Raw genomic sequence first — 25,598 nt, forward strand, 5'->3', positions numbered from 1 at the left:
GGTGCGCTCGCGGGCCGGCGCACAGTGGACCACCACCGAGGATTTCACCGAGACCATGAAGCAGCTGCGCACCGCGATCTCCATCCCGGGGGTGGCCCATTGCGCGCTGGAGTATCAGCGGTGGGCGGTGCGCAGCCAATTACGCAGCGAAGGTTGGCGTTTCATGCGCTCGATGAACCGCGAACTGTCCGTCCCCGTGCTCCACATGCGCGGCGATACCGATCCGTACGTGCTCGCCGACCCGGTGCACCGGTCACTGCGATTCGCACCCCACGGACAGTTCGCCGCACTGCGCGGGGTGGGTCACTACGGCCACGAGGAAGATCCCGCCACCGTCAACGAACACCTACGGGGCTTTATTGGGCGCCGGTGACTGCGGCCCATTGACGGGCTGCTCCGGCGACTTGTTGGCCTCCGGCGAGGAGATGCAGCTGCCAGTACCGACGGGCTCGACAAGATCGGCCTTGGCGAGCTGATCCTTGACCTGTTTGGCGGTGAGCGCGAATCCGGTGTCGTCATCGTCGATGGCCGCCCCGAAGACCACGCCGAGCACCCGACCTTCCGTGTCGATCAGCGGACCGCCCGAATTGCCTTGGAGCACCGAGCCCCGGACGGTGTACACCTCGCGGGTGACCGTGGTGGACCGGTAGATGTCTGGGCCATTCAGTTCGATGATCTCGCGGACCCGCGCCGGGGTCGCCTTGTAGTTCCCACCGCCCGGGTAGCCCAGCACGATGGCATCATCCCCGGTCTTGGCAGGCTTGGGCGCGAAGACCAGCGGCGCCGCCGGCATATCCGGAACGGCGAGGATCGAGATGTCCGCGCTGGGGTCGTAGGCCACCACGCTGGCGTCGAAGGTCTGCCCCGCCGACTCCACGGTGACACTGTTCGTGCCGGCCACCACGTGGGCATTCGACATCACGCGGTGCGGGGCGATGACGAATCCGGTTCCCTCAAGCGATTTTTGGCAGCTGCGGGCAATACCCTTGATCTTGACGACGCTCGGCTCGGCTCCGCGCACCACCGGACCATCAACCAGTGATGAATCCGGCGCATCAACGGCCGCAATGGGGGTCTTGCCGAACGGCTGCAGCACACTGGTGACCCCAGAGGTGTCCAACAGCTTCGACAGATCGTTGGGCACCTTGCGGAGTTGGTCCGGGGCGTACTTGTCGACCTGGCTGAGCACCTTCGATTCACGTGCTGCCGCAGCGATATTCGGCTGATTCGAGCTTTGCATCGGGATGGACAGCAGCCATGCGGCCACCAGTACGGCGGCTACCTGCAGCACCACCCCCACCGCCGAATCACCGGCGCGCAACGCCCGATTCTTGATGGCGCCGCGCATGGCCCGGCCCAGCACCACGCCGGCGACCTCACCGATGACCACCAGCACGAGGATGAGCAAGAGTGAGGCGAACAGTCGGGTGCGCGCTCCATCCAGGTTGCCCACCACATGCGGAGCGAGCATGACGCCCGCCACCGCGCCCAGAATCACTCCGACGAAGGACATCAGGGAACCCAATGCGCCGGAACGCCATCCGGACACCGCCGCGATGAATGCGACAGCGATGACGCCGATATCAAGCCACTGCGATGGATTCAGGTTCATACCGACCCTCCCAGGTGCTCGGCCAGTAGCTCATCAAGATCACGAAGGTTACGAGTGTCCCACGGCTGCGCCCAGCCGGACACTTCCAGCATCGCCGCGATGATCTGCCCGGTGAAACCCCACACCAGCATCCCCGGAAGCAAGAAGGCCGGGCCGCTGTAACGAATACCAAAAGTCTTCTTGGTCACCATGATCCGATTTGCCGGATTGACGAGGTCGCCGATCTTCACGCGCGAAACCTCGGCGGTCTCGCCCGGATCGACGGCGAGGACCGGACCTGGATCGGGTGAATACGCAAGCACCGGCGAGACGTGAAAACCGGACGGAGGAATGAAGAGCGGCTCCATCACCGTCAGCGGTTGCACCCGGACGGGATCCAGCCCCGTCTCCTCGTGCGCCTCACGCAATGCCGTTCCCACCGGTCCCCCGTCACCGGGATCGGTGGCGCCGCCGGGAAACGACACCTGGCCGCTGTGCTGACGCAAGGTCGATGCCCGCACCGTCAGCAACAGATCTGCCTCGGTGGGGTCGGTGACCGTTCCGTCGGCGGATACCAGCACTAAAACCGCCGCCGGACGCCCGGAGGAAGGCAGCTTGCGCGCCCGAAGCACCGCCTTGATCGCGGGGTGCACGCCTCGGCCGTAGATATCTTTGACACCCGCGGCGTTGTCCACCAGCGGTCGCATCCAGTCAGGAGCGGCGCCGGGCGTCAACGGCGCCGTCGCCAATCCTCTTCGCGCAAGCGGCTCATCGGCAGTCACGACCTAGAACCTCACTCCCAACGCTTGCTCCACCTCGGCACCGATCTCATCCGCCGAAGTGAACGAACGCGGTAGCACTCGGGCAACGCTACCGTCCGCACGAATCAAAATTGTTGTGGGCATGACATTCGGTGACTTCAGCGCGGCCGCGATTCGGCGGGCTCCATCCTGGATCATCGGCAGCCGGACGTGGAGCTCGGCCAGCTTGGCCAGCCCGGCGGCCTCATTCTCGTCTTGGTGCACCGTCACAACGGTCAGCTTGTCGCCCGCGCGGCGCTGCACCTCGGCCATCGCCGGCAGCTCATCGGCACACGGACCACACCAGTAAGCCCACAGGTTCAGCACCACCGGACGCCCGGCGAGCGCGGCACCGACCGGCACGCTGACCCCACTGCATTCCAGAGTTATCCCGGCCAGTTCCGGCATGCCCGGGGCGCTACCAGCGGCCGGACAGGGCGGCAGTTGGGCCTGGCGGCGCAGTTCCGCCAGGGCCTCGGGGGTATCGGCGTCTCGGCGTTCCCGGGCGGCGACAGCTTCCTGGCCCCGCGGCCCGCGCTGCCGCTCATCGTGTTGTTGCGACAACATGACGGTGATCAGCGCGGCGACCAGCACCACCCCGACGATCGTCCACCGTGCCCCGGTGCTGAGCCGAGCCACGTCACAACCCGGCCAAGGCCAGCAAGTGCTCGGTTTCCGGGCCCTTCACCAGCGCGGCCGCCAGCTCCGGATCTGTCGGGCCCAGCCCATACGACGGGCAATCCTTGGCCAGGGTGCACACCCCGCAGGCCGGCTTGCGGGCATGGCATACGCGCCGGCCGTGGAAGATCACCCGGTGACTGAGCAGGGTCCATTCCTTGCGCTCGATGAGCTCGCCGACAATGTGCTCGACCTTGACCGGGTCTTCTTCCTCGGTCCACCCCCAACGCCGAACCAGCCGTCCAAAATGCGTGTCGACGGTAATGCCCGGGATGTCAAAGGCGTTGCCCAGGACAACATTTGCCGTCTTACGGCCAATGCCGGGCAGGGTGACCAAGTCCTTCAGGCGCGGCGGCACCTCGCCGCCGTATCGCTCCACCAGCTGGGTTCCCAGCCCGATGATCGAGTTCGCCTTGTTCCGGTAGAAGCCGGTGGTGCGGATCATTTCTTCGAGTTCGGTCCGGTTGGCCCCGGCGTAGTCCTCCGCCGTGCGGTACTTGGCGAACAATGCGGGGGTCACCATGTTGACCCGAACGTCGGTGCATTGCGCCGATAAGATGGTGGCGACCGTCAATTCCAGCGGTGTGGTGAAATCCAGTTCGCAGTAAACATGTGGAAATGCTTGCGCCAGAGTTCGATTCATCCGTCGCGCACGACGGACCAGTCCCGTGTGCGTCTCGGTCTTCCCGGCCCGGACCGGGGCTGACGTCTTCGCCGTCGATTTCGCTCTGGGCTTAGAGGCCGATCCGGTCACAGACACAAGCCCAGGGTAGCGGGAGCTTGCGACACCGCAGGGGCGAGCACGTCCACCGATTGCACCCTTGCGCAGGACAAACCGGTTGTTTTTCGTGACCTCGTCGAGATCTTGGGCGTGTTTACTTCAACCCGTGTCGGGCCTATTCGGTTTGTTGGTACCCGGACTTCTCATGCTTGCCAGCCTTGGGCTGGGCAGGCTGGAAGCCGGGTTGATGCGGCATACCTTGCAGCCAAGTGAGGTCGCCGATTTCCTGGACCAAGCAAGTCCATCGGATATGAATCGGCTCGCCCGTGACGGCATGCCGTCGGCCATCGAGGGTTTGCACCAGCGTCAGTTGCAACGCATCGAGCCGTCGTTGGAAGCGGTGTACGAGGCCACCACAAACGGCTATAACCAGCCACGAGTCAACGGTTTGTCCATGAATCGCCTGCGTGACGAGGGTGTGCCCTCCATGCGCTCACGGCATTCGGTGGTGGATTCACTGCGTGCCGGTGGGGCAGCGGTGTAGCTTGGATCACGTTCTTTAGCGACTTGGCCTCTAGACTCATGTCGAGCAGGCCAGCGCAAGCATGACCAACGAATTTGGGTAAGGGGCAAACGTGGACGAGATCCTGGCCAGGGCCGGAATCTTCCAGGGTGTCGAACCGAGTGCCATCTCGGCACTGACGAAGCAGCTGCAGCCGGTTGACTTTCCGCGCGGGCACACGGTGTTCGCCGAGGGCGAGCCAGGCGACCGTCTGTACATCATCATCACGGGCAAGGTGAAGATCGGACGCCGGTCACCCGACGGCCGTGAGAACCTGCTGACGATCATGGGCCCGTCGGACATGTTCGGTGAGCTGTCGATCTTCGACCCCGGGCCCCGGACGTCCAGCGCCACCACCATCACCGAGGTGCGCGCGGTGTCGATGGACCGGGACGCGTTGCGCGCCTGGATCGGCGACCGTCCGGAGATCGCCGAGCAGCTACTACGCGTGTTGGCTCGCCGCCTGCGCCGCACCAACAACAATCTCGCCGACTTGATCTTCACCGATGTGCCCGGTCGCGTCGCCAAGCAGCTGCTACAGCTGGCCCAGCGGTTCGGCACTCAGGAGGGCGGCTCGCTGCGCGTGACGCACGACCTGACGCAGGAAGAGATCGCTCAGCTGGTGGGTGCGTCCCGCGAGACCGTGAACAAGGCGCTGGCCGATTTCGCGCACCGCGGCTGGATCCGGCTGGAGGGCAAGAGCGTCCTGATCTCCGATTCGGAGCGTCTGGCTCGCCGCGCGCGCTAGCGGTTCGTGCATCAGCGTGACGCGCTGAACGCCACCACCGCGACGCACACCAGCGTCAACACCGCACCGGCTTGTTGAATCCGGCTGAGCCGCTCATGGAGCACCACGCGGGCGATAAGCACTGTCACCACTGGGTACAGCGAGGACAGCACCGCCGCCACACCCAGGCTTCCGCGCGATGAGGCGTACGTGAACAGCAGGATCGCGGACGTGTCCAGCACCCCTGCGAAGGGCACCACCCCGAACGGCGGGCGCAGGTTCCGCCGCAGGCTCGTCCAGTTGAACGCCCCCAGTACCAGGATCAGCATCACCTCGGTGGCGCGGGAAACCACCACCGCCTCAACGGGGTGATGCCGGCCTGCCTCGGCCAGCAGGATCATGCAGACCCCGAACATCACCATGCAGAAGAACGACCACACCAGCACCTGTCGCCCCGGGCGCTGTCCATCCAAGCCCTGCGAGGCAGAGGCCAACATGACGCCGACGAGTGTGCCGGCCAGCCCCAGATATGTCAGCCCCGAGAGTGACTGTCCGATCATCGCGCCCCAGATGACCGGTACCACTGCGCCCACCGCCGCGATGGGCGAGACGACCCCCATCGGACCGATGGCAAGCGCGCGATACAACGCGTAGAGAGCCGTGAAAGCCGCTGGGCCGGAAAGCGTTCCCAGCAGCGTGCGGCCGTCGAAATGCGTAGACGCGGTAAGCACAGCCACCAAACTCACCACGGCCAGCCCGACGGGCCGGCTCAGCGCAAGCACGGCGAGCGTGGAACGCCGCTTGCTCGCGTGCCCGCCAATGAAGTCACTGATGCCCCAGCTGAGCGACCCCGCGAGGGCCAATGGGATGGGGTTCACCGCTGACTAAACAGCGCGCAGGTAGTCCAGCTGCGCCTGCACCGACCATTCGGCGGCGCCCCACAGCGACGGGTCCACGTCGGTGTAGACGAACTCGACAACCTGCCGGGCCGAGGCATGCTCACCCAATGCGGCCAGCGCCCCGCGCACCTGGTCAAGACGCCGCTCGCGGTGCGCCAGGTACTCGGCCGAGATCGCCGACAAATCACCGTGCTCCGGACCGTGGCCGGGCAGCACGGTGCGCCTGCCCAGGCCCTCGAGGCGTTTCAGTGATTCCAGGTAGTCGCCCAGGCCGCCTCCGTCCTGTGCGATGACGGTCGTGCCCCGCCCGAGGATGGTGTCGGCGGTCAACACCGCGTCATCCAGAACGAAGGACACCGAATCATCGCTGTGCCCGGGGGTGGCGAGCACCGAGATCGACAATCCCGCGACGTCGATGCGCTCACCGTCGGACAGCGCCACCGAATCGCCGCGCAGCCACGCCGGGTCCGCGGCACGCACCGGCGCACCGGTCAGCTCGACCAGACGGTCGACACCACCGGTGTGATCGAAATGCCGATGGCTCACCAAAACCAGAGCCACCTTGCCGATCTTCGCCAGCTCCTCGACGTGCACATCGGGGTCACCGGTGGCGACACCCGGACCAGGGTCGACGATGACGACCTCGTCGCTGCCCGGCGCGCGCAGCACCCAGGTATTGGTGCCTTCGAGCGTCATCATCCCCGGGTTGTTGGCCAGCAGCACCGAAGCGGTCTCGGTGACCGGACGCAGTTGCCCGTAGGCGGGATGGGTCATCAGGCGGAGGCTTCCGCTCTGACTTCCACCACGATCTCCACCTCCACCGGGGCGTTGATCGGCAGCTCCGCAACACCCACGGCCGAGCGCGCGTGCACACCGGCATCCCCGAACACGTCGCCCAGCAGCTCCGATGCTCCGTTCACCACACCAGGCTGGCCGGTGAACCCAGGTGCCGAGGCGACGAATCCGACGACCTTGACCACCTTCACGACGTTGTTGATCCCGACGAGCGCGTCCACCGCGGCGACAGCATTGAGGGCACAGGTACGGGCCAGTGCCTTGGCATCCTCCGGCGTGACCTCGGCGCCCACCTTGCCCGCGGCGACCAGGTTGCCGTCCACAATGGGCAGCTGCCCCGAGGTGTAGACGTGGTTGCCGCTGCGCACCGCGGGTTGATACGCGGCCAAGGGCGCTGCGACGGCGGGCAGTTCGATTCCGAGCTCGGCGAGCCGGGCGCTATGGGTGCTCATTTCGACCTCTTCAGGTAGGCGACGTGCTGTTCACCGGTGGGTCCGGGTAGCACGCTCACCAGCTCCCAGCCGTCACTTCCCCACTGGTCCAGGATCTGCTTGGTGGCATGTGTCAACAGCGGGACGGTGGCGTACTCCCATGCGGTGCGTTCGGTCATACACGCAACCCTAGACAAGCACAGACGTTCTGACATCGGCTCGATCATGGACAGTTAGCATGCGTGCGTGGTGAACACTTCCCCTGACTCCCCCAGCGATGCGGCGGCGGGGCCCTTGTCAGATGCCTGGCCCGCACGAGTCGCGAATGCGCGACTGCACTTTGTGACCGGCAAGGGCGGGACGGGAAAGTCCACCATCGCCGCGGCGCTGGCCCTTGCGCTGGCCGCGGGCGGCCGCAAGGTACTGCTGGTCGAGGTCGAAAACCGGCAGGGCATCGCCCAGCTTTTCGACGTACCTCCACTGGCACCCAAGGAACTCAAGATCGCCACCGCCGAGGGCGGCGGGGCGGTGAATGCCCTCGCCGTCGAGATCGAAACGGCGTTCATGGAGTACCTCGAGATGTTCTACAACCTCGGACTGGCCGGGCGTGCGATGAAGCGCATCGGGGCCATTGAGTTCGCCACCACCATCGCGCCGGGTCTGCGGGACGTCATCCTGACCGGAAAGATCAAGGAGTGCATCGTCCGCGTCGATAAGTCCGGGCGGCATGTGTACGACGCCGTCGTGGTCGATGCACCGCCCACCGGCCGGATCGCCCGCTTCCTCGATGTGACGTCGGCACTATCCGATATCGCCAAGGGCGGCCCCATCCACTCCCAGTCCGAGGGAGTGCGCAAGCTGCTGCACTCGGACCAGACGGCCATCCACCTGGTGACCCTGCTTGAGGCGCTGCCCATGCAGGAAACCGCCGAGGCCATCGCGGAACTGAGCGAGATGGGCCTGCCGATCGGCAGCGTCATCGTCAACCGAACCGTGGTGCCACACCTCTCGCCCGCCGATCTGGATAAGGCCGCCGAGGGCGTCATCGACGCCGACGCGGTGCGTAAGGCATTGACCGATAACAACGTAACTCTCTCCGACGCGGACTTCGCCGGTCTGCTTACCGAGACGATCGAGCACGCGACACGGATGCGTGCGCGCGCCGAGAGCGAAGAGCTGCTTGGCGAGCTGCAGATACCTCGACTGGAATTACCCACGCTGGCCGACGGCGTCGACCTAGGCAGCCTCTACGAACTGGCCGAGAGCCTGGCCGAGCAGGGAGTCCGATGAGCAACACACCTGCCGTCTTGGACATGGCGGCCATCCTGGAAGATCGCAAGAATCGCGTCGTGGTCTGCTGCGGCGCAGGCGGTGTCGGCAAGACCACCACCGCCGCATCGGTCGCACTCCGTGCCGCGGAGTACGGCCGCACCGTCGTGGTGCTCACCATCGACCCTGCACGCAGGTTGGCCCAGTCGCTGGGCATCGAGGCACTGGGCAACACCCCGCAACAGGTGCACGTCGAAGGCATCAAGGGCGAGCTGTACGCGATGATGCTGGACATGCGTCGCACCTTCGACGAGCTGGTGGTCCAGCACGCGGGATCCGATCGCGCACAATCGATTCTGGACAACAAGTTCTATCAGACCGTCGCCACTTCCATGTCGGGCACGCAGGAATACATGGCCATGGAGAAACTGGGACAGCTTCTCCACGAAGATAAATGGGACCTGATCGTGGTGGACACACCACCATCCCGCAATGCCCTTGACTTCCTGGACGCGCCAAAGCGGTTGGGCAGCTTCATGGATGGACGCCTCTGGAAGATGCTGCTGGGCTCCAGCCGCGGCCTGGGCCGGATCGTCACCGGAGCCGTCGGGCTGGCGATGAAGGCGCTGTCGACGGTGCTCGGATCGCAATTGCTTTCCGATGCTTCCCTGTTCGTGCAATCACTGGACTCCACGTTCGGAGGCTTCCGCGAGAAGGCCGACCGCACCTACGAACTGCTGCGCCGGCGCAGCACTCAGTTCGTCGTGGTGTCGGCCGCCGAACCCGATGCGCTGCGTGAGGCGACCTTCTTCGTCGAGCGGCTGAGCCAAGAGGGCATGCCGCTGGCGGGCCTCATCCTCAACCGCACCCACCCCACGCTGTCGAGCCTGACCGTCGAGCGCGCCATCGATGTCGCGGACAATCTCGAGGAATCGGGCGAGTACAGCCTGCCCGGAGCGGTGCTGCGGGTTCATGCCGAGCGCGCGGCGACCGCCAAGCGGGAAATCCGGCTGCTGTCGCGGTTCACGAGTGCCAACCCCACGGTCCCGATCGTCGGAGTGCCCTCGCTCCCGTTCGATGTCTCCGATGTGGACGCGCTGCGCGCCATCGCCGATCAGATCACCGGCGTCGCTTCCTAAAAAACGCAACGAGCGCGCACTCAGGTGCTCCAATCCTCGCGGATCGGCGGGCCTGAGCGCGCGCTCGGCGCTAAGTGTTAGACGGCGCTCTTGTGCTTGCGCTGCGCGGCGAAGAAGTCCGCCCAGGACTCGACCTCGGGGTGAGCTTTGAGCATCGCGCGGCGCTGCCGTTCGGTCAGTCCGCCCCATACGCCGAATTCCACCCGGTTATCCAGGGCGTCGGCACCACATTCCATCATCACCGGGCAATGCCGGCAGATGACTGCGGCCTTGCGCTGTGCCGCTCCGCGGACGAACAACTCGTCAGGGTCGCCTTGTCTGCATCTGGCCTGCGAAACCCAGGCAATGCGTGCTTCTCCACCATCGATCGATCCCACTGTATGTAAAGCACTCATGGCAGGCCTTGAAGCTGACACGGGTTATCCCTTCTGTCACTAGTGGCCCACAAGAGGCGTGGGCCACAGTCCGCTCGGTGTGTAACTTGAATCACACCGTGAGATCAAGCTAGTGGTCAGGGATCTCCAACGCAACACCTGATCCGAATTTTTTGGGACGGTTGTGCCGACAACGTCTTTTCATCGCCCTTTCGGAGCCCCGCGTTACCGATCAACTACCCGCAGACACCCCCCTGGGACGCCAGTTACCCTGTGCGTATGTCAGAACGCCCGCCCGAGACGGTGACCCTCGCCAAGCTCGCGGGCTGCGGGCTTATCGCGGCGGTGGTCTTGGCCGGGCTGATGTTCCCCCTTGCGGGCGGATTCGGGCTCGCATCCAATCGGGCATCCGATGTGGTGGCCAACGGCTCCACCCAGCTGCTCGAGGGTGAGGTACCCGCGGTCACCACGGTCGAGGACGCCAGGGGCAACAAGATTGCGTACCTCTACACACAGCGGCGTTTCGAGGTGCCCGCCGACCAGATTGCCGACACCATCAAGCTGGCTCTGCTGTCCATCGAGGACAAAAGGTTCACCTCGCATAACGGTGTCGACTGGAAGGGCACGCTGGGCGGTCTGGCCGGGTACGCCTCCGGCGACGAGGACACGCGCGGTGGTTCGACCATCGAGCAGCAGTATGTGAAGAACTACCAGCTGCTGGTGGTGGCCAAGACCGACGCCGAACGCAAGGCAGCCATCGAGACCACCCCCGCGCGCAAGCTGCGCGAGATCCGGATGGCGCTGCGGCTGGACCGCACCTTTACCAAGCAGGAGATCCTGACCCGGTACCTGAACCTGGTGTCCTTCGGTAACAACTCCTTCGGCGTGCAGGACGCCGCACAGACCTACTTCGGGGTCGACGCCAAGGACCTGAACTGGCAGCAGGCGGCGCTGTTGGCGGGCATGGTGCAGTCCACCTCCGGGCTGAATCCCTACGTCAATCCCGAGCGCGCGCTGGCGCGCCGCAACCTGGTGCTCGACACCATGATCGCCAACGCCCCCGAGAAGAAGGCCGAACTCGTGGCCGCCAGGGCACAGCCCCTGGGTGTACTGCCCCAGCCCAACGAACTGCCACGCGGTTGTATCGCCGCCGGTGACCGTGCGTTCTTCTGCGATTACGTGCTCGACTACCTGGCCAAGTCCGGGATCAGCAAGGACCAGGTGATGAAGGGCGGCTACCTCATCCGCACCACCCTGGACCCCGACGTGCAGAACTCGGTGAAACAGGCGGTCTCGCACGTCGCCGATCCGGGCCTCAACGGCGTTGCCGACGTCATGAGCGTCATCAAACCCGGGCAGACTAGCCACCCCATCCTGGCGATGGCCTCGAGTCGCACCTACGGTCTGGATGGCGCGACCAACGAGACCATGCAGCCGCAGCCGTTCTCGCTTGTCGGCGACGGCGCCGGCTCGATCTTCAAGATCTTCACGATCGCCGCGGCCATGGATATGGGCATGGGTATCAACACCGTGCTCGACGTGCCGCCCACCTTTGCGGCCAAGGGCCTCGGCAGCAGCGATGGCACCAAGGGCTGCCCCAAGGACACCTGGTGCGTCAAAAACGTCGGCAACTACCGCGGGCAGATGAGCGTGACCGACGCCCTGGCGACCTCACCAAACACCGCCTTCGCCAAGCTTATTCAGTCGATCGGCGTGTCCAAGGCGGTCGATATGGCCGTGAAGCTGGGCATGCGTTCCTACGCGCAGGCGGGCACCGCCAAACCCTATGATCCCGAGGGCGACGAGAGCCTGGCCGACTACATCAAGAAGTACAACCTGGGCTCGTTCACGCTGGGCCCCATCCAGGTCAATGCCCTCGAACTGTCCAATGTGGCAGCCACTTTGGCCTCGGGCGGCAAGTGGTGCCCGCCCAATCCCATCGACAAGGTCTTCGACCGCCACGGCAAAGAGGTGCCGACGACCACCGAGTCGTGCGAGCAGGTGGTGCCCACCGGATTGGCCAACACTCTCGCGAACGCCCTGAGCAAGGACGACCAGCCCGGCGGCACCGCCGCAGGCTCGGCAGGTTCGGTCGGCTGGGGCCTGCCGTTGTCCAGTAAGACGGGAACCACTGAGGCACATCGGTCTTCGGCGTTTCTGGGCTTTACCAACAACTTGGCCGGGGCGAGCTACATCTTCGATGACTCCACCAGCCCGGGCGATCTGTGTTCGTTCCCGCTGCGCAAGTGCGGCGACGGAAACCTGTACGGCGGCAACGAGCCGGCACGGGCCTGGTTCGAGGCCATGAAGCCGATTGCCGAGAACTACGGCCCCACTGCCCTACCGCCCACTGAACCGCGGTATGTCGAAGGAGGCCCGGGCTCCAAGGTGCCCAGCATCAATGGGTTGCGCGAGAGCGAGGCGCGTGACGCCCTCAAGAAGGCCGGCTTCAAGGTGGCAGATCAGGCCAGCGTCGTGAACAGCACCGCGCCGTTCAACGAGGTCGTGGGCACCAGCCCGTCCGGGACCACCATCCCCGGCTCCACCATCACCATCTTGTTGAGTAACGGCATCCCGCCGGCGCCGCCGCCGATCGTCATTCCGGGCTTTGGCGGCCCACCAGGTGAGATGACCACCACGGTCGTCAACATTCCCGGCTTGCCGCCGATCACCGTGCCGGTGCTCGCGCCGCCCCCGTGATCTAGCGCGCGGGGGATCATCCACGACGAGAAATTCGCCACGTTTCGCGCCGGTGATCAGGGGCCACTCAGCTTTCGGAGTTACTCTCGGATGATGAACACGTCGTTCAACACGGTTATCAAGCGGGCCGCGGCGTACTCGGCAGGTTCGGCCGCGCTTGGTATCGGGTACGCCTCGATCATCGAACGCAACGCGTTCACCATCCGTGAAGCGACGATGGATGTACTCGATCCCGGCGCCTCCCCGCTGCGCGTGCTGCACATCAGCGACATCCATATGCGGCCCGGTCAGCGCCTCAAACAGGCCTGGTTGCGCGAGCTCGCGCAATGGCAGCCGGACCTGGTGATCAACACCGGCGACAACCTGGCCCACCCCAGAGCGGTGTCCTCGGTTGTCCAGGCACTCGGTGATTTGCTGTCGATCCCGGGGCTTTTCGTCTTCGGAAGCAACGACTACTTCGGCCCGCGGCTGAAGAATCCGGCCAAGTACCTCTACAAGAGCGACGAGCGCACGCACGGCGAACCACTGCCGTGGCAGGATCTGCGCGCCGCGTTCACCGAGCGTGGCTGGCACGACATGACCCACACTCGTCACGAGCTGGAGGTCGCCGGGGTGCGGATCGCGGCTGCTGGCGTAGACGACCCACATCTGCACCGGGACCGCTACGACACCATCGCCGGAATGCCGAATCCGCTGGCCACTCTGCGACTCGGCCTGACTCATTCGCCAGAGCCGCGAGTGCTGGATCGCTTCGCCGAGGATGGCTACCAGCTGGTGATGGCCGGCCACACTCACGGCGGCCAACTGTGCCTGCCGTTCTACGGTGCCATCGTCACCAACTGCGAGCTGGATCGGTCCCGGGTGAAAGGCCCGTCGCAGTGGGGTTCGCACATGCAGCTGCACGTGTCGGCGGGTATCGGGACATCACCGTTCGCGCCCATGCGGTTCTTCTGCCGCCCGGAGGCGACGCTGCTGACACTGGTGCCCGCACGCATCCGCGGCCAAGGGGCGGACGCCGAATCCGGCGACCGGCTGCCCAGCGCCACCGCGCAGTGACGTGAGCCGTGCGTGGGCCGATAACGCGGTCCGGTTGATCGAGGCGGACGCCCGCCGTAGCGCCGACACCCACTTGCTGCGATATCCGTTGCCTGCGGCCTGGGCCGACACCGTGGATGTGCAGCTGTATCTCAAGGACGAGTCCACGCACATCACCGGGAGCCTCAAACATCGTTTAGCGCGTTCACTTTTCCTGTACTCGCTATGCAACGGGTTCATCAGGGAAGGCACCACGATCGTGGAGGCCTCCTCCGGTTCGACCGCCGTCTCCGAGGCCTATTTCGCGCAACTGCTGGGGTTGCCGTTCATCGCGGTGATGACCGCCTCGACGAGCCCCAGCAAGATCGCCTTGATCGAGTCTCAGGGTGGCCGTTGCCATTTCGTCGATGAGGCACAGCAGGTGTACGCCGAGGCACAGCGACTCGCCGACGAGACCGGCGGACACTATCTGGACCAGTTCACCAACGCCGAACGAGCGACCGACTGGCGCGGCAACAACAACATCGCCGAATCGATCTTCAACCAGATGCATCACGAAAAACACCCGCTGCCAACGTGGATCGTGGTCGGCGCGGGCACCGGCGGCACCAGCGCGACCATCGGGCGGTACATCCGGTACCGGCGCTACCCCACCCAATTGTGCGTGGTGGATCCCGACAACTCGGCCTTCTACCCGTCATACATAGCGGGACATGAAGTGGTGACAGGTATTTCGTCGCGCATCGAGGGCATCGGACGCCCCCGGGTGGAATCCTCGTTCCTGCCGACCGTGGTGGACCGCATGGAACAGGTACCCGATGCCGCTTCGGTGGCGGTGATGAGACACGCCAGCAGAGTGCTGGGCCGTCGAGTGGGGGCGTCGACGGGAACCAACCTCTGCGGCGCGTTCCGGCTCATTTCTGAGATGGCACGTGATGGTGTCCCCGGGTCAGTGGTGACACTGCTGGCCGACACCGGCGATCGGTATGCCGACACCTATTTCAACGACGGCTGGGTCGCCGAGCAGGGCTTCGATCTAAAGGAGCCGTCACAGCGTCTGGCCGAGTTCGAGGACACCGGCCGGTGGGGTTAGGCCAGGCGACGTAATCGTCGCTACGCCGGGACGCGTAGGCGAACTGCCGCCCCTGGGCCGATCGTCTCCGCACGGCGCCGCCGAACCGGGCGTCGGGGCGAGCGCACCTTGGGGGATGTCTACGCCCGAGGCGAGATCACCGAGGCCGAGTACCGGGACCGTCTGACGGTGCTGCGCGGGCGCCCGGCGATAACGGCACGTCACACCCGCTTTGGGACCCTCGATTCAACGCATTCGCGACCGATGGCCTCGATGCGATACCCTTGCAAGGCTTCAAAGCGGGGTGTGGCGCAGCTTGGTAGCGCGCTTCGTTCGGGACGAAGAGGTCGTGGGTTCGAATCCCGCCACCCCGACTCGTTGGTTGAGACGACAGCAAGGCGCTGACCTGGGATTTCCTGGGTTAGCGCCTTGCTTGTATCTATGGTCGAAAGCCGCGCAGAATGCCCCGTTAAACACAGGCTAAACACGACAATGGGTTCAGTCCTCGAAAGGCTTCGGAGTGAGAGCCGCCGCGCGAGCTGAGTGGAGCCGTCCAACTACCTACGCGAGGTCCGAGTCGAATAGGTGCCGCGCGTACCGATCCAGCGTCATCGCCGCAGAGCTGATGACCAAGCGTCCTCTGCAGACCCTTCACGTTTGTCACCGATTACACGGCTAGGACGCTGCTGTGTGCCGTAACGCAAGCAGGGGCGCACGGTAGTCCCTGATGGGGACAACATGCTCCGTGACGCCTCGGGCTAGATGTTCGTCGGGGGCTCGGCAATGGACTCCAAGAAGTGCTCGATCACCGCGTTCCTGCTGGCGACGGGAGGCACCTGCTTGAAGTGCTTCGCGACCTGCGTCTTGAGTTGGGCGGAGGTCTTTTCGTTAGCCTTGAGTGATGCACTGCTGCGCCCTGTGTGGAGGGTGTCCCACTCTGATTGACTTCCAGGCGCACGCCCTGCTCCAGGGTTGTGGTTGCCGAAGCCATGAACTGGCTCAATCCCGTTCCCCTTGTTCCACACGGGCTTGAAATAGCGGATCAGCTCAAGCTCAGCGGGAGACTCCCAGCCCGATGCGACCACCAGAAATCGGAAACTGAATTCCGCGATGTCGAGGTTGCCGACCGCGCTGTTGATCGACAACTTGTGGTCCCGAAGTCGAGCCATGAGCACGTTGTCCTGTTCGATGACCGTGATGGCACCGTCGGGAGGCGAGGACTTGCCCACGTAGATCGGGCTCGCGGAGCCGCTGATCGGCGCATACAACGGAGACTTCCCCGAGTAATAGAGCGCGTAGATCCCAGACCCGTAAATGGATGTGTCGAGGTCGGCAAGTGGCGTCGGTTTTTGAGCCACCAGCGCCAAAGCGGCCACCCTGCCGAACACTCGCGTGTCAGATGGGTCGAAAACGGCAGGCGGGAGTTGCCTCGGATGCAGTGTTGGCCGAAGGTGAGTTCGCAGATCAGATGCTGCGGCTTTAACCTCAGCGCGCTGCCCTGGGGTGAGGGAGCGCCCCACGAGTTTGTCGACGGTCTGGCGGACGGTCGCAATCCCCGCCAGGAGGTCAGCGACATCCTTCTTCACTGTCACATCCCCGACACTAGAGGTGACCATGCGACCATCGACAGATGGGGGATGTAGCTGAGCCCGAGGACACCGATGACGTCACTGCTCTGCCCGTGCGGTCCGAGAAGATCATGTCCGACGCACGTGCTAGCTGGCGGGCGCTCCGCGATGGCGGCGTGATCACCGCCGAGCAAGGCTGGGAGATGGTCAGACAGCAGTGGGACGATGCGCAGTGTCCTTGGGACCCACGCCACCCCGAATGCGGATGGGCCAAGAACACGAGCCAGGACCAAATGAGCGGGCATCAATAAAAATGCGGTACTGATTACAAGCGCGAGCGAAGATACTGCGTCACTTCCTGTCCGATATGTTCGGGCAAATCGGCCCGTTCAGGGTACTTGTCTGCCCATGGACGCCCAGGGTGGAGCGTGTCCCACGCCGACCTCTTGCCATTAATTCGTCCGCTGCCAGGGTCATGATTTCCAAAGCCATCCAGCACGGCATTCCAAACCGGTTTATAGCGCCGAAGCATCGCAGATTCGCCTAAAGCAATCCAGATATCCTCCACGATGAGCCATCGCACCGCGAAGTCCGCGATGTCGATGTTACGGGCAGCCCGCACGCTCGACGCATGCTCACGGATTCTGTCTGCTAACGCCTTGGTGCTTGAGTGATCAGCCGACTCTAAACCACGTCGCCCACCTTTAGGCACCGCCTTGCCAACGTAGATAGGAATTCGAGAATTCTGTTTGTTCAAACAGGACATTTCCTGGTACAACTCAAATTCCCCAGAATAGTAGATCGCATATATGCCAGCTCCCACAAATCGTTTGACTGAATCGAGAGACTCGGGCTCCATCTCTTCGATTCTCGTCACAATCGATTGCGCCAAATTCTCCATACCGAGAGGATTGAACGGAGCAGTCATGCCGTGGCCTCCTTGCGACTACTTCGAGTGCGCCTAGCCCGAATGGACGCCAAATCGAGATGCTCGCGGACTGAGAACGCGACAGTCTCTGCTAGTAGCACCGGAACCGCGTTTCCCAACTGCCGCATCGCTTCACCCCAAGGACCGTGCAAGTGGTACCGATCAGGAAAGGTCTGCAGCCGTGCGGCCTCGCGAACGGTGAAGTAGCGAACCGCCCCGTTGCTATCGCGAAGCATGTTCTCGCCCCCGGGCACTCCATGCACGCCAGCCTTCAGAGCCTTTGCTGGGGCATCTATGTAAGAGCCTGTGTGGCCCGGATAGGAACGGGCACCGGGCTGCAGCACATGGTTAAGAAAAGCGGAGCTCCCAGACTTGGTCGGTGCTGGTAAGTCGCTAATTGCGTCACGCACCGTCCGCCACGGCCGCAGAAGTGAATCCGTACGCACAGCCGAACGCACAGTAGGCACTCGGAACTTCTTGGCGACTCTGTGGCGATCCCAGTAGTCACCTCGCTCCTGCGCTGACCGCAATGAGGCTCCAGAATGCGTTGGTTCAGGAAAGCTCCACTCCGCGTCCACATCTGACCGAAATCCCACAAAGAACACGCGCCACCGTTGTTGCGGTACTCCGTAATCAGCGGCGTTAACCAGAGTGGGAATCACCTTGTACTGGAGATCCGAACGTATCGACGTGTGTTCCGCCTGCAACCTCGCAAGATGTTCGCCCCACGACTCGCCTGGCCGACTGATTAGCTCCGGATGTTCAAGCCGAAGCTGGATGTAGGAGTAGTAGTCAGAGAAGGCGGACCGAGTTAACCCCCGAACGTTCTCAATAATGAACGCTCTAGGCCTTAACGCACGGATGACCTCGGCGGTAGCGGGAAACATGTCCCGCTTGTCATCGGCGGCACCTGCTTTGCCACCTGTGGAGAACGGTTGGCACGGTGGCCCTCCGCTCAGTAGGTCAACACCTTCCGGCACTTCCGACCAGTCGATGCTACGTACGTCACCCTCACGGACATCCATCCTTTGAACGAGGGGATGGCCCGCGTCTCGATTCTCACGCAATGTGTCGCACGCCCAGCGATCCCACTCAGCCACTAGCTCTGTCGTGAAGCCGGCCAGATGAGTTCCGAGAGCCAAGCCGCCGCCGCCCGCGAAAAGCTCGACACTGCGCATTGCCGGATTCTATCCACGCAGGCCGACAACCCCTGCTCGACACGTTGACAAGTATCGACCACAACGGACACACCCGTCACACTGAGGACATGACCGAGAGCTGGGCGTCTAGCGAGGCGACTCGAGCAGTCATGCAAGGCAACCGCAGACGTGACACTGCACCTGAATTAGCTGTTCGCCGCCTCGTTCACTCAATGGGGCTTCGATACCGAGTCGACTACGCCCCGTTGACCGCGCACAGACGCCTAAAGGCGGACATGGTGTTCGCCGGCGCGAAAGTCGCGGTCTTCCTGGACGGCTGCTTCTGGCACGGTTGCCCAGACCATCATCGTCCAGCCCGTGTTAACTCAACATTCTGGGCAAACAAGGTCAAGTCAAACGCGGAACGGGACCTTCGCACAGACGCCCTACTACGCGAATCAAACTGGCTGGTGCTCCGATTCTGGGAGCATGAGCCCCCAGAATCGATAGCTGAGACAGTGCGGCGAGCAGTTACTTCACGAGGAGCGACCGAACGCCGACCCGACCCACCACCGTGACATGGTGGAGGCATGGCCGTCTCTGAAATCGCGTCGAATCCTGTCGCCCTCGCGGCCATCGCCATCGGCCTGCTTCTCGTGTGGAAGCTGCGCAAGGCTGTGATGTTGATCGGTGTGCTGGCCGGGCTGGTGCTCCTGGTCGCGATGTACCGGTAACAGCTAAGCCCGGGCACGCGACATTTCATTCGGTAAGGTTTGACAAAACCCGACGATGGGAGCTTTCAGATGAAGAATCGCCTAGTGGGTGCCGCTGTGATCGCACTGGCAGCCGCACTCAGCGGACCGGCGCTGGCCGCCGCCGCACCTGCCGACGACCAGCAGATCCGGCAGATCATTTCCGGCGAGGCTTCGGCGATCAAGTCGCTCGACAACGCCACGCTCTCGACATTCTTCTGCGACAAGTACCGCGGCACGATCGCCTCGAAGTCTGCTGATGACCAGATCCCCCCGATCGGTCAGGTCGCTGGGTACGGGCCGGGCATGATCAGCGCCGTTGCGTCCGCGGCCGGGGTCTCCGCTCCCACCGCTCAGGCGCTGACCACCGCGATCCAGAACAATGACGACAAGGCCTACCGTTCGTCGTTCCGCGCAGCAGCCAAAGAGGTGCTGTCCGGCGTCACCTACGACGTCCACGACATCAACGTCACCGGACCGACTGCCACCGCCGGGGTCACCGCGCAGGGCCACGACGTGACCGCCAATCAGCAGCGCGAATTCGTGCTGGAGAACGGCAAGTGGAAGGACTGCACCGACCCCGAGAAGCGGGCCGAGACCTCGGGCAATCCGCTGCTCACGTCGTTGATGGGCTGACGCCCTAGAACTCCACACAGATCAGGCCGCCTGTGTCCTTCGGGACGTAGGCGGCCTGATCTGTGGTGACTCGCCGCAATATTTGGTGGCACCCCCTCAGAACGGTCTCTACTCTGGATCCGTTTGTGCCATAACCGATTACCTCACACAAGATACAGCCGATGCCTGACTCCTCCTCCATCATCACCGATTTCTGGCAGGGCTATCTTGGCCGGGGTACCATCCTGCACACCGATGACGATTTCCAACTCGCCGTCTACCCTCACCTCGACGAGGACAGTCGGCTGATGGTGCTACGCACGGCGGACGGCAAGACCAGCGTCGCGCTCGTTCCAGAACTCGCCAAGCGCACGGGAAATGATGGTGCACAACCGATTTCGAGATCCGAATTCTGGGCCAGACTGGACAACGCAGGCATCGCGATGCACGGTGCGGACAACCTGTTCTACTTCACCGACGAGGCCCGCGCCGCACTCGTGGCCGAGGTACCGACCGGAGATGTCCGTCGGCTGACGGCGGACGACGCGGCCATCTTCGCAGCGTTCGAATCGGCTGCCTCGGAACAAGACTTGGATAATGCCCAGGTGGAACTGGATCACTGGGCGGTGTTCGGTTCCTTCGACAGCGGCCGCCTCGTCGCCGTCTCCAGCATCTATCAGTGGGAGGACGCGGCGATCATGGATCTCGGGGTGCTGACGCTGCCGATCTTCCGGGGCAGAGGGCACGCCCGACTGCTGGTGCGTGCCGCGTTTCGGTATGCCTGCGCGCAGGGTTATGAACCGCAATACCGGTGCCAGGTGGACAACGTGGCGTCCAGCGCACTGGCTCCCGCCGCGGGGCTCACGCTGTTCGGCACCTTGGACGTGATCGCCGACTAACGCGCTCCTATTGCGCGGTCATGGGCATATCGATGGTTTCGGCCTTGCCGTCACGGTCCGTGATGATCAGCTTGGTGAACTGCCACCACCCACTGTCATCGGGGAGTGCCTGCGAGGCCACGAAAACCAGTGTTACGTCCCGGCGGGTAGTCCCACCCGTCGCGCAGTCCGGAGCACAGTCCTTCGTCACGCGGACAGCCTTCCCCGTCGCCCGCTGTTGCGCCCAGCTGTCCCAGGTGATGTCCACGAGCATGTCTCCGGCGTCGGCGGGAGTCAGCACGATCTCAGTGGGCTTCGCCTCCGGCTGCTGGGTCACCGGGTTCCAGTAGACACCGCCCGGCGGCACCACCTTGTGCGACGGTTCGGGGACCGATGTCGAGGATGGCGTGGCCGACATGGACCCGGGCTTTTGCTCCGTCGATGTTGAACCACAGCCTGTAAAAGTGAACGCTGCCAAGGTAATTCCGGCTAACCACGCGATCCGCGTCATGCCTGGACTCTACTCTCAGAGCCGACGGGTCAGCCGGGTACCGACGAGCGGGGCGATCTTGTCGGCCATGTACGCGTGCCCGGCATCGTTGGGGTGCACGCCGTCCGAGCCGATCAGCTCCGGGCGCCCCACGAACCAGCGCTCGGCCAGCGGATCCACCCAGGATGCGCCGATCGCACAGGCCTCGCCGTACAGAATGTCGCGCAGCTGCAACACCACGTCGGGCACATCAGCCGTCGGCCAGGGTGGGCCGATCACGAGCAGCTTGGCCGCGGGTGCCATCCGCCGCGCCGACGCCAACGTATTGCGGGTCACCTCGGCGTACACATCCGGATCGACGCCCTGGTCATTGCGTGAACCGAAGAACACCACCAGTTCGTCGTCGGGACGAACCACTCGGTTAGTGAGGTCGGCGAAGACGCTGCCGTGGTCACCGCGCACGCCGTACCCCGCGCGCCCTTCGGCGGCGACGTCGGCGTTGATGCGGACTCCTTCGCGTCCCAAGATCCGCCATGCCAGCGATGTCCACGACTTGGCGCCCAGGCCGCCTTCCTTGGTGCCGGTGGTGTACGAATCGCTGACCACCGCGACATGGTTCAGTCCGGAACCTAAGTAGGCGAGTCGGTAGGGGCGCACCGGCGCGGGCTGCGGGGCAGCCACACCGAAGAGAAACGCGAATGCGATGACGATCGCCGCCAGACGAACCACTACTACCTCCACTGTCCCCAGCATTTTAGGGGCCTCAAACCCGACTGCGGCACAGCGTTATTCGTTTGAAACTATCGGCTCGTTACACCGGTTGACACCGGCTCCCGATCGGAATCCGTCACGTCCGCGGGCACCTGGTGTTTATGGCGATTGTGCGGAACATGGTGATCGGTGATCGCTGGTTTGGTGACGCCGATCATGCGGCGCATCCAGCGCCGTCCGGGTTCCTCCACGCCGTGATACAGCGCCATGGACAGCACCACGGACAGTGCAATCAGGCCGAGCACGATCCAGCCCCCGCCGGGGTCGGTCAGTGAGAGTTCGAACTGCTTGGTGGTCCATGTCCAGGAGACGTGCACGAGCTCATGCACCATGTACAGCCCAAAGGAGATCTGACCGCCGTAGACCATGACGCGCGTAGAGAGCAGTGTGGGTAGCGGGCCGATGCCCACCGCCAGCGCCATCACCAGCGGCACGAAGAGGACATCCACCACCCCGCTGCTATCAGTCACTCCGGAGATCGGATGAGCGTCCAGGAAGTACAGCGCACCCACGATCGCCGCGATGATCGTGATCGCCACATAGCCGGCGATATGGCGAGAGCGGTGAGTCAGCCGCAGCCGACTCACCGCAGCGCACGCCAGCGCGCCCGCAGTGAACTGCATGACGATGCGCGGCAACCAGCTCCACGGGGTGTAGAACTGCCCAGTCAGCAGCAGGAGGATGACCGGTGGCAGCGAGGCCACCACGGCCAGAACCATCAGGCTGCGGGCGCGGGTCGCGCGCGCCATCCGGAAGATGACAAGGACCAGGCCGCCGAAGAGCAGGTAAGCCAGCCATTCGGCGCTGATTGACCACGCCGGACCGTTCCAGCTGGACAGGTCGAAGTACGGACGGAACCACAGCTGCACCATGAACAGCTGACGCACATAGCTCATGGCGTCGTATCCGTTGACGTCCTTCGGCGGTACGTGCCCAACGTGCATGGTGAAGATGACCCACAGCGCGGCCAGATGCATCGTGACCAGGTAAACGGGCCACACCCGGGCCAGGCGCAGCCACAGGAAGTGCAGCGTCTCCCTGGTAGACCAGCGATCGCCCATCCTGTCGAGGTAGTTCCAGGTCAGCACGAACCCGCTCAGAATGAAGAAAAGATCGACGCCCTGAGCGCCACAGTTCAGGACGGGTGCCAGCGCGGAGCGGAATCCGGGAACGGATTCCTCCAGCAGCGGGCGGAAGTGGAAGAGCACAACCCAGAGCGCGGCGATGATGCGAAGTCCCGTTAAGGCCTTGATCTCTCCGCCGCGCACAACTCTCATCTCTGCTCTACCGGGCATTTTTCGTTGCCGGCCGGTCGCGCGCCTCCCCTGCGTCCCCAACAGACCGTCTTCGGAGGGTATCAGCGCGGCCTGGATTCGACGGTATGTGACCGGGCTGCGCAGGCATCTGCCACCATCCGAGCCCAGGCTTCGTCAGAAGTTCTATCGTTGCGGTAATGGCTCTTCACCTGCGCCGGACGAGCGGACCGACACGCTCACCGATGGGTTGGCCGGTTGCTTAGCGCCGACTACGGTGAAGCACTCAGCAAATGTTTCTAAAGCACTAGGCAAGACGTGGTGACCCCCGCTCCCGACCCGAACCACTATGGCGATACCCCCGTATCGAGTCCCAAAGCCCGATCTTCGCGATTAACCCAACCCCAAACCGGCCTTGACCGCTAAGCGGCCTCCCGACGACCGATCCAACGAATACCAGGCAGTTAAGAGTCAACGAAACCAGCTCAATCACCACGCTGTTCGCCAACATCAAGCCGTCAGACCAACATCGTTGAAGCGATCAACATGATCCTTGCATCTACAACATCCGGCGGAGATGCGCGATTGGTCCGGCCTTTAAAGAAGTGAATCGCCACGACCCAGAACTTGCAAACTTAATCAGATACTCGCGCTAGCCTGCCAATGGATGATCGATTGACGTTGAGGGCGGGTGTGTGATGGACCGGATGACGTGGGGACAACTGGGTGGTGTATGGCACAAGTGATTGAGAATCCAATCCCTAATTCGCCACAGTCGCCGCCAGATGGCTACTACGAGATCGGACCAGGCAGTCCGGCTAGCGAACTCAAAGAAGCCTGGAGCACGCCTCGACCATTCAGGGTAATGGGCCAGGTCGTTTGTCCCCCTCTCCACACTCCGCCCGAGGACAGCCGCGTTGCAGATGCCCATAAACGACGACGGCAACCAGGTATTCGAGGTTCAATATGAAACGTCTGGGCCTGATCCGCGAGGGCCTAGAAGGATCACCGTATTCAGTCGACGACTCGATGATTGAAGAGCAGATCGTTGCACTGCTAGATAAAAGCGACGGATTCGAAGCACGATGCCATGCAGTCCGTGAGCACATTGCTTCCGGATTGGCAAGTAAATTGGCCCAAGCGAACCGAACTAGTGAGATCTACGAAAGCAATCGCATCGAAGGAAAACCGGCGACGCTTGAGGAGACCTACCAAATCCTCACGGATCGGAAAATGTTTGATGCAGACCGTGCTATCGCGAGCTATACGCTAACGCAGGCATTCACCGATGAAGCCAAGGTTCAAGATGTCGTCGGGTTGGCAGCGGCCCGCATCTTGGTAGATCAGTTCGTGCGCGATCCGAAACATCCGCTGACCGAAGCGGACCTACGAGCGATGCACGGATTGATAATGAATGGCCTGCCTGGGGCCGGGACATACAAACATGCCCCGAACGAGATTTCGGGGTCGACACACGTACCCGTCCCACCGCTCGAAGTACCGTCGCAGATGAATTCCCTTGTTTCATGGTTCCGAGAGACACCGATTCCGTTGCTGTGGAAGTCAGCGGTTGCACACGCTTGGCTAACGCATATTCACCCGTTCGACGACGGTAACGGTCGCATGGCACGTCTAATTGCGAACTACACCCTCGGGTTTGGAGCGTTTCCACCACTTATTATCAAATCCAGTTCTGACCGAGGCCGATATATAGACTCACTCGAACATAGCGATCAGGCTGGCGATATCATCCCACTGGCCCGGGTTTTCGTCCGTGCCCTCGCGCGTCAGTTGACAATTATGGAAAAGCCAGATTTTGTGTGGGAGCTCTTCCAGAAGGACCTACGGGTCCGTGAGCAGAGCCTCTACAAACGGTGGTCCCAAACTGTGGATGCGTTCATGCAGCAGGTCGAAGGTCAACTACTCCTGTCCAAAGTGGATCTAACTCGAGTCGGAGGCCTGTCGCCGAGTGATTTCGAACTACTCCAGAAAAGAAACATGTCAGGGAACTCCTGGTTTGCGAAAGTCTCACGAACAGGTGGCAGGGACTTGCTCCTTTGGTATGGGTATAGCTCGAACAAACTCACCCGATATCTTGAGCGCGATCAGATCTTTCCATCTGTCTTTATGTCCGAGCGAGACCCGAATCCAAAGCCCATTAGACCGTACCTATCGAGCGTACTTGGTAAACCGGAATTCTTTGACGAACTTTGTCTGATTGCAGATGAACGGCGGGCAATCATTAAACGGGGCGAAGTAATGCAGCGAGTACTGCTTCCGCAGGCAGCTGAACTATGGGCGGCCGTGATTACTAACTACATCGATAGACTCGACGCGACTGATGCCGAGCAAGCAACAAGGGGCACTTAGCCAGTGGGATTTTCCCGGATCAACGACTTAATACGTGTCCG

Annotated in this window: 29 protein-coding genes and 1 tRNA gene; 15 read left to right on the forward strand and 15 right to left on the reverse strand. The window is 63.1% G+C overall.

Annotated elements, in window-relative coordinates:
* Window positions 1-373, forward strand: a 373-nt coding sequence (locus B4400_RS10925) for an alpha/beta fold hydrolase (protein WP_139361360.1), incomplete at its 5' end; no start/stop codon positions are given.
* Here the strand turns inward: B4400_RS10925 and marP are convergent.
* The 4 genes from marP to nth are packed head-to-tail and all read right to left on the reverse strand — an operon-like array spanning window position 347 to window position 3,712.
* On the reverse strand, window positions 347-1,612 hold the full coding sequence (gene marP / locus B4400_RS10930) for an acid resistance serine protease MarP (RefSeq protein WP_078311580.1): 1,266 nt from the start codon (window positions 1,610-1,612) through the stop codon (window positions 347-349). The two genes, B4400_RS10925 and marP, sit on opposite strands and share 27 nt — an antisense overlap.
* Window positions 1,609-2,373, reverse strand: a complete 765-nt coding sequence (locus B4400_RS10935; protein WP_078311581.1) for an NUDIX hydrolase — start codon at window positions 2,371-2,373, stop codon at window positions 1,609-1,611. Before B4400_RS10935 ends, marP begins: the two co-directional genes overlap by 4 nt.
* Before the next feature lie 3 nt (window positions 2,374-2,376).
* Window positions 2,377-3,030 carry a TlpA family protein disulfide reductase gene (locus B4400_RS10940; protein ID WP_078311582.1) on the reverse strand — a complete coding sequence of 218 codons (654 nt, stop codon included), beginning with the start codon at window positions 3,028-3,030 and terminating at the stop codon, window positions 2,377-2,379.
* Between the two features lies 1 nt (window position 3,031).
* Entirely contained in the window at window positions 3,032-3,712 is a 681-nt protein-coding gene (gene nth / locus B4400_RS10945; RefSeq protein ID WP_078290137.1) for an endonuclease III, read from the reverse strand.
* A 283-nt stretch (window positions 3,713-3,995) separates the two neighbouring features.
* Between nth and B4400_RS10950 the strand changes: the two genes are divergently transcribed.
* Entirely contained in the window at window positions 3,996-4,334 is a 339-nt protein-coding gene (locus B4400_RS10950; protein ID WP_078311671.1) for a hypothetical protein, read from the forward strand.
* Between the two features lie 91 nt (window positions 4,335-4,425).
* Complete coding sequence (gene crp / locus B4400_RS10955; protein WP_078311583.1) at window positions 4,426-5,100, forward strand: cAMP-activated global transcriptional regulator CRP; 675 nt, start codon at window positions 4,426-4,428, stop codon at window positions 5,098-5,100.
* Between the two features lie 11 nt (window positions 5,101-5,111).
* Here crp and B4400_RS10960 read toward each other — a convergent pair whose 3' ends face one another.
* The 4 genes from B4400_RS10960 to sp36 are packed head-to-tail and all read right to left on the reverse strand — an operon-like array spanning window position 5,112 to window position 7,383.
* Complete coding sequence (locus B4400_RS10960; RefSeq protein ID WP_078311584.1) at window positions 5,112-5,957, reverse strand: DMT family transporter; 846 nt, start codon at window positions 5,955-5,957, stop codon at window positions 5,112-5,114.
* A 6-nt stretch (window positions 5,958-5,963) separates the two neighbouring features.
* On the reverse strand, window positions 5,964-6,752 hold the full coding sequence (locus B4400_RS10965) for an MBL fold metallo-hydrolase (protein ID WP_078311585.1): 789 nt from the start codon (window positions 6,750-6,752) through the stop codon (window positions 5,964-5,966).
* Window positions 6,752-7,225, reverse strand: coding sequence for a RidA family protein (locus tag B4400_RS10970; protein WP_078311586.1), 474 nt, complete (start codon window positions 7,223-7,225; stop codon window positions 6,752-6,754). The genes B4400_RS10965 and B4400_RS10970 overlap by 1 nt, the downstream gene beginning before the upstream one ends.
* A complete protein-coding gene (sp36, locus tag B4400_RS24375) occupies window positions 7,222-7,383 on the reverse strand; it encodes a Sp36 family protein (RefSeq protein WP_005063257.1) in 162 nt (53 codons plus the stop codon). Before sp36 ends, B4400_RS10970 begins: the two co-directional genes overlap by 4 nt.
* 115 nt (window positions 7,384-7,498) lie before the next feature.
* Here sp36 and bagA point away from each other — a divergent pair, with 115 nt between their 5' ends.
* Together bagA and bagB are read left to right on the forward strand one after the other, a co-directional pair.
* Window positions 7,499-8,494, forward strand: a complete 996-nt coding sequence (gene bagA / locus B4400_RS10975) for an ATPase BagA (RefSeq protein WP_078311672.1) — start codon at window positions 7,499-7,501, stop codon at window positions 8,492-8,494.
* Window positions 8,491-9,612, forward strand: a complete 1,122-nt coding sequence (gene bagB / locus B4400_RS10980) for an ATPase BagB (protein ID WP_078290131.1) — start codon at window positions 8,491-8,493, stop codon at window positions 9,610-9,612. Before bagA ends, bagB begins: the two co-directional genes overlap by 4 nt.
* 77 nt (window positions 9,613-9,689) lie before the next feature.
* On the opposite strand, the gene B4400_RS10985 is transcribed toward bagB, so the two are convergent.
* On the reverse strand, window positions 9,690-10,007 hold the full coding sequence (locus B4400_RS10985; RefSeq protein ID WP_078311587.1) for a WhiB family transcriptional regulator: 318 nt from the start codon (window positions 10,005-10,007) through the stop codon (window positions 9,690-9,692).
* A gap of 258 nt (window positions 10,008-10,265) precedes the next feature.
* On the opposite strand from B4400_RS10985, the gene ponA2 reads away from it, so the two are divergent.
* The 4 genes from ponA2 (at window position 10,266) to B4400_RS11005 (ending at window position 15,167) form a co-directional block, all read left to right on the forward strand.
* Entirely contained in the window at window positions 10,266-12,686 is a 2,421-nt protein-coding gene (gene ponA2 / locus B4400_RS10990) for a transglycosylase/D,D-transpeptidase PonA2 (protein ID WP_139361361.1), read from the forward strand.
* 93 nt (window positions 12,687-12,779) lie between these two features.
* Window positions 12,780-13,742: a metallophosphoesterase gene (locus B4400_RS10995; protein WP_078311673.1), complete on the forward strand. Its 963-nt coding sequence runs from the start codon at window positions 12,780-12,782 to the stop codon at window positions 13,740-13,742.
* A gap of 1 nt (window position 13,743) precedes the next feature.
* Window positions 13,744-14,814, forward strand: a complete 1,071-nt coding sequence (cds1, locus tag B4400_RS11000) for an L-cysteine desulfhydrase Cds1 (RefSeq protein ID WP_078311588.1) — start codon at window positions 13,744-13,746, stop codon at window positions 14,812-14,814.
* A gap of 279 nt (window positions 14,815-15,093) precedes the next feature.
* Window positions 15,094-15,167 (forward strand) — tRNA-Pro (locus B4400_RS11005).
* Window positions 15,168-15,551: 384 nt separating this feature from the next.
* On the opposite strand, the gene B4400_RS11010 is transcribed toward B4400_RS11005, so the two are convergent.
* Entirely contained in the window at window positions 15,552-16,151 is a 600-nt protein-coding gene (locus B4400_RS11010; RefSeq protein WP_286151356.1) for an Eco29kI family restriction endonuclease, read from the reverse strand.
* A 272-nt stretch (window positions 16,152-16,423) separates the two neighbouring features.
* On the opposite strand from B4400_RS11010, the gene B4400_RS11015 reads away from it, so the two are divergent.
* The gene (locus tag B4400_RS11015) at window positions 16,424-16,672 is read left to right on the forward strand and encodes a hypothetical protein (RefSeq protein WP_078311590.1); all 249 of its coding nucleotides are present in this window, start codon (window positions 16,424-16,426) and stop codon (window positions 16,670-16,672) included.
* 14 nt (window positions 16,673-16,686) lie between these two features.
* Here B4400_RS11015 and B4400_RS11020 read toward each other — a convergent pair whose 3' ends face one another.
* Complete coding sequence (locus B4400_RS11020; RefSeq protein WP_078311591.1) at window positions 16,687-17,289, reverse strand: Eco29kI family restriction endonuclease; 603 nt, start codon at window positions 17,287-17,289, stop codon at window positions 16,687-16,689.
* A complete protein-coding gene (locus B4400_RS11025; protein WP_078311592.1) occupies window positions 17,286-18,467 on the reverse strand; it encodes a DNA cytosine methyltransferase in 1,182 nt (393 codons plus the stop codon). The genes B4400_RS11020 and B4400_RS11025 overlap by 4 nt, the downstream gene beginning before the upstream one ends.
* Before the next feature lie 89 nt (window positions 18,468-18,556).
* Here B4400_RS11025 and B4400_RS11030 point away from each other — a divergent pair, with 89 nt between their 5' ends.
* From B4400_RS11030 to B4400_RS11040, 4 genes are all read left to right on the forward strand, one after another.
* Window positions 18,557-19,006 carry a very short patch repair endonuclease gene (locus B4400_RS11030; RefSeq protein ID WP_078311675.1) on the forward strand — a complete coding sequence of 150 codons (450 nt, stop codon included), beginning with the start codon at window positions 18,557-18,559 and terminating at the stop codon, window positions 19,004-19,006.
* 12 nt (window positions 19,007-19,018) lie between these two features.
* Window positions 19,019-19,162: a hypothetical protein gene (locus B4400_RS24625; protein ID WP_170914978.1), complete on the forward strand. Its 144-nt coding sequence runs from the start codon at window positions 19,019-19,021 to the stop codon at window positions 19,160-19,162.
* 69 nt (window positions 19,163-19,231) lie between these two features.
* Complete coding sequence (locus B4400_RS11035; RefSeq protein WP_078311593.1) at window positions 19,232-19,816, forward strand: hypothetical protein; 585 nt, start codon at window positions 19,232-19,234, stop codon at window positions 19,814-19,816.
* A gap of 161 nt (window positions 19,817-19,977) precedes the next feature.
* Window positions 19,978-20,694 carry a GNAT family N-acetyltransferase gene (locus B4400_RS11040; protein WP_078311594.1) on the forward strand — a complete coding sequence of 239 codons (717 nt, stop codon included), beginning with the start codon at window positions 19,978-19,980 and terminating at the stop codon, window positions 20,692-20,694.
* A 7-nt stretch (window positions 20,695-20,701) separates the two neighbouring features.
* Here the strand turns inward: B4400_RS11040 and B4400_RS11045 are convergent, their stop codons facing one another.
* The 3 genes from B4400_RS11045 to B4400_RS11055 all read right to left on the reverse strand — a co-directional run bounded on the left by B4400_RS11045 (window position 20,702) and on the right by B4400_RS11055 (window position 23,202).
* Window positions 20,702-21,184: a hypothetical protein gene (locus tag B4400_RS11045; protein WP_078311595.1), complete on the reverse strand. Its 483-nt coding sequence runs from the start codon at window positions 21,182-21,184 to the stop codon at window positions 20,702-20,704.
* Between the two features lie 15 nt (window positions 21,185-21,199).
* Window positions 21,200-21,892, reverse strand: a complete 693-nt coding sequence (locus B4400_RS11050; RefSeq protein WP_078311676.1) for an Rv0518 family GDSL lipase — start codon at window positions 21,890-21,892, stop codon at window positions 21,200-21,202.
* A 71-nt stretch (window positions 21,893-21,963) separates the two neighbouring features.
* On the reverse strand, window positions 21,964-23,202 hold the full coding sequence (locus B4400_RS11055; RefSeq protein WP_078311596.1) for an acyltransferase family protein: 1,239 nt from the start codon (window positions 23,200-23,202) through the stop codon (window positions 21,964-21,966).
* A gap of 951 nt (window positions 23,203-24,153) precedes the next feature.
* Between B4400_RS11055 and B4400_RS11060 the strand changes: the two genes are divergently transcribed.
* Window positions 24,154-25,557 carry a Fic family protein gene (locus tag B4400_RS11060; RefSeq protein ID WP_078311597.1) on the forward strand — a complete coding sequence of 468 codons (1,404 nt, stop codon included), beginning with the start codon at window positions 24,154-24,156 and terminating at the stop codon, window positions 25,555-25,557.
* The last annotated feature ends 41 nt before the right edge of the window (window positions 25,558-25,598 follow it).

It is taken from the genome of Mycobacterium sp. D16Q13 (assembly GCF_002013375.1).
Lineage (GTDB): Bacteria > Actinomycetota > Actinomycetes > Mycobacteriales > Mycobacteriaceae > Mycobacterium.

What these genes read in the sequence shown, in the direction of transcription:
- B4400_RS11060 (WP_078311597.1), top strand. Translation starts at nt 24,154, where the DNA reads ATGAAACGTCTGGGCCTGATCCGCGAGGGCCTAGAAGGATCACCGTAT.
- B4400_RS11030 (WP_078311675.1), top strand. Translation starts at nt 18,557, where the DNA reads ATGACCGAGAGCTGGGCGTCTAGCGAGGCGACTCGAGCAGTCATGCAA.
- marP (WP_078311580.1), bottom strand. Translation starts at nt 1,612, where the DNA reads ATGAACCTGAATCCATCGCAGTGGCTTGATATCGGCGTCATCGCTGTC.
- B4400_RS11020 (WP_078311591.1), bottom strand. Translation starts at nt 17,289, where the DNA reads ATGACTGCTCCGTTCAATCCTCTCGGTATGGAGAATTTGGCGCAATCG.
- B4400_RS11025 (WP_078311592.1), bottom strand. Translation starts at nt 18,467, where the DNA reads ATGCGCAGTGTCGAGCTTTTCGCGGGCGGCGGCGGCTTGGCTCTCGGA.
- B4400_RS10985 (WP_078311587.1), bottom strand. Translation starts at nt 10,007, where the DNA reads ATGAGTGCTTTACATACAGTGGGATCGATCGATGGTGGAGAAGCACGC.
- B4400_RS10950 (WP_078311671.1), top strand. Translation starts at nt 3,996, where the DNA reads ATGCTTGCCAGCCTTGGGCTGGGCAGGCTGGAAGCCGGGTTGATGCGG.
- bagB (WP_078290131.1), top strand. Translation starts at nt 8,491, where the DNA reads ATGAGCAACACACCTGCCGTCTTGGACATGGCGGCCATCCTGGAAGAT.
- ponA2 (WP_139361361.1), top strand. Translation starts at nt 10,266, where the DNA reads ATGTCAGAACGCCCGCCCGAGACGGTGACCCTCGCCAAGCTCGCGGGC.
- B4400_RS24625 (WP_170914978.1), top strand. Translation starts at nt 19,019, where the DNA reads ATGGCCGTCTCTGAAATCGCGTCGAATCCTGTCGCCCTCGCGGCCATC.
- B4400_RS10965 (WP_078311585.1), bottom strand. Translation starts at nt 6,752, where the DNA reads ATGACCCATCCCGCCTACGGGCAACTGCGTCCGGTCACCGAGACCGCT.
- B4400_RS11040 (WP_078311594.1), top strand. Translation starts at nt 19,978, where the DNA reads ATGCCTGACTCCTCCTCCATCATCACCGATTTCTGGCAGGGCTATCTT.
- nth (WP_078290137.1), bottom strand. Translation starts at nt 3,712, where the DNA reads ATGAATCGAACTCTGGCGCAAGCATTTCCACATGTTTACTGCGAACTG.
- B4400_RS11015 (WP_078311590.1), top strand. Translation starts at nt 16,424, where the DNA reads ATGGGGGATGTAGCTGAGCCCGAGGACACCGATGACGTCACTGCTCTG.
- B4400_RS11035 (WP_078311593.1), top strand. Translation starts at nt 19,232, where the DNA reads ATGAAGAATCGCCTAGTGGGTGCCGCTGTGATCGCACTGGCAGCCGCA.
- B4400_RS10970 (WP_078311586.1), bottom strand. Translation starts at nt 7,225, where the DNA reads ATGAGCACCCATAGCGCCCGGCTCGCCGAGCTCGGAATCGAACTGCCC.
- B4400_RS10995 (WP_078311673.1), top strand. Translation starts at nt 12,780, where the DNA reads ATGAACACGTCGTTCAACACGGTTATCAAGCGGGCCGCGGCGTACTCG.
- sp36 (WP_005063257.1), bottom strand. Translation starts at nt 7,383, where the DNA reads ATGACCGAACGCACCGCATGGGAGTACGCCACCGTCCCGCTGTTGACA.
- B4400_RS11045 (WP_078311595.1), bottom strand. Translation starts at nt 21,184, where the DNA reads ATGACGCGGATCGCGTGGTTAGCCGGAATTACCTTGGCAGCGTTCACT.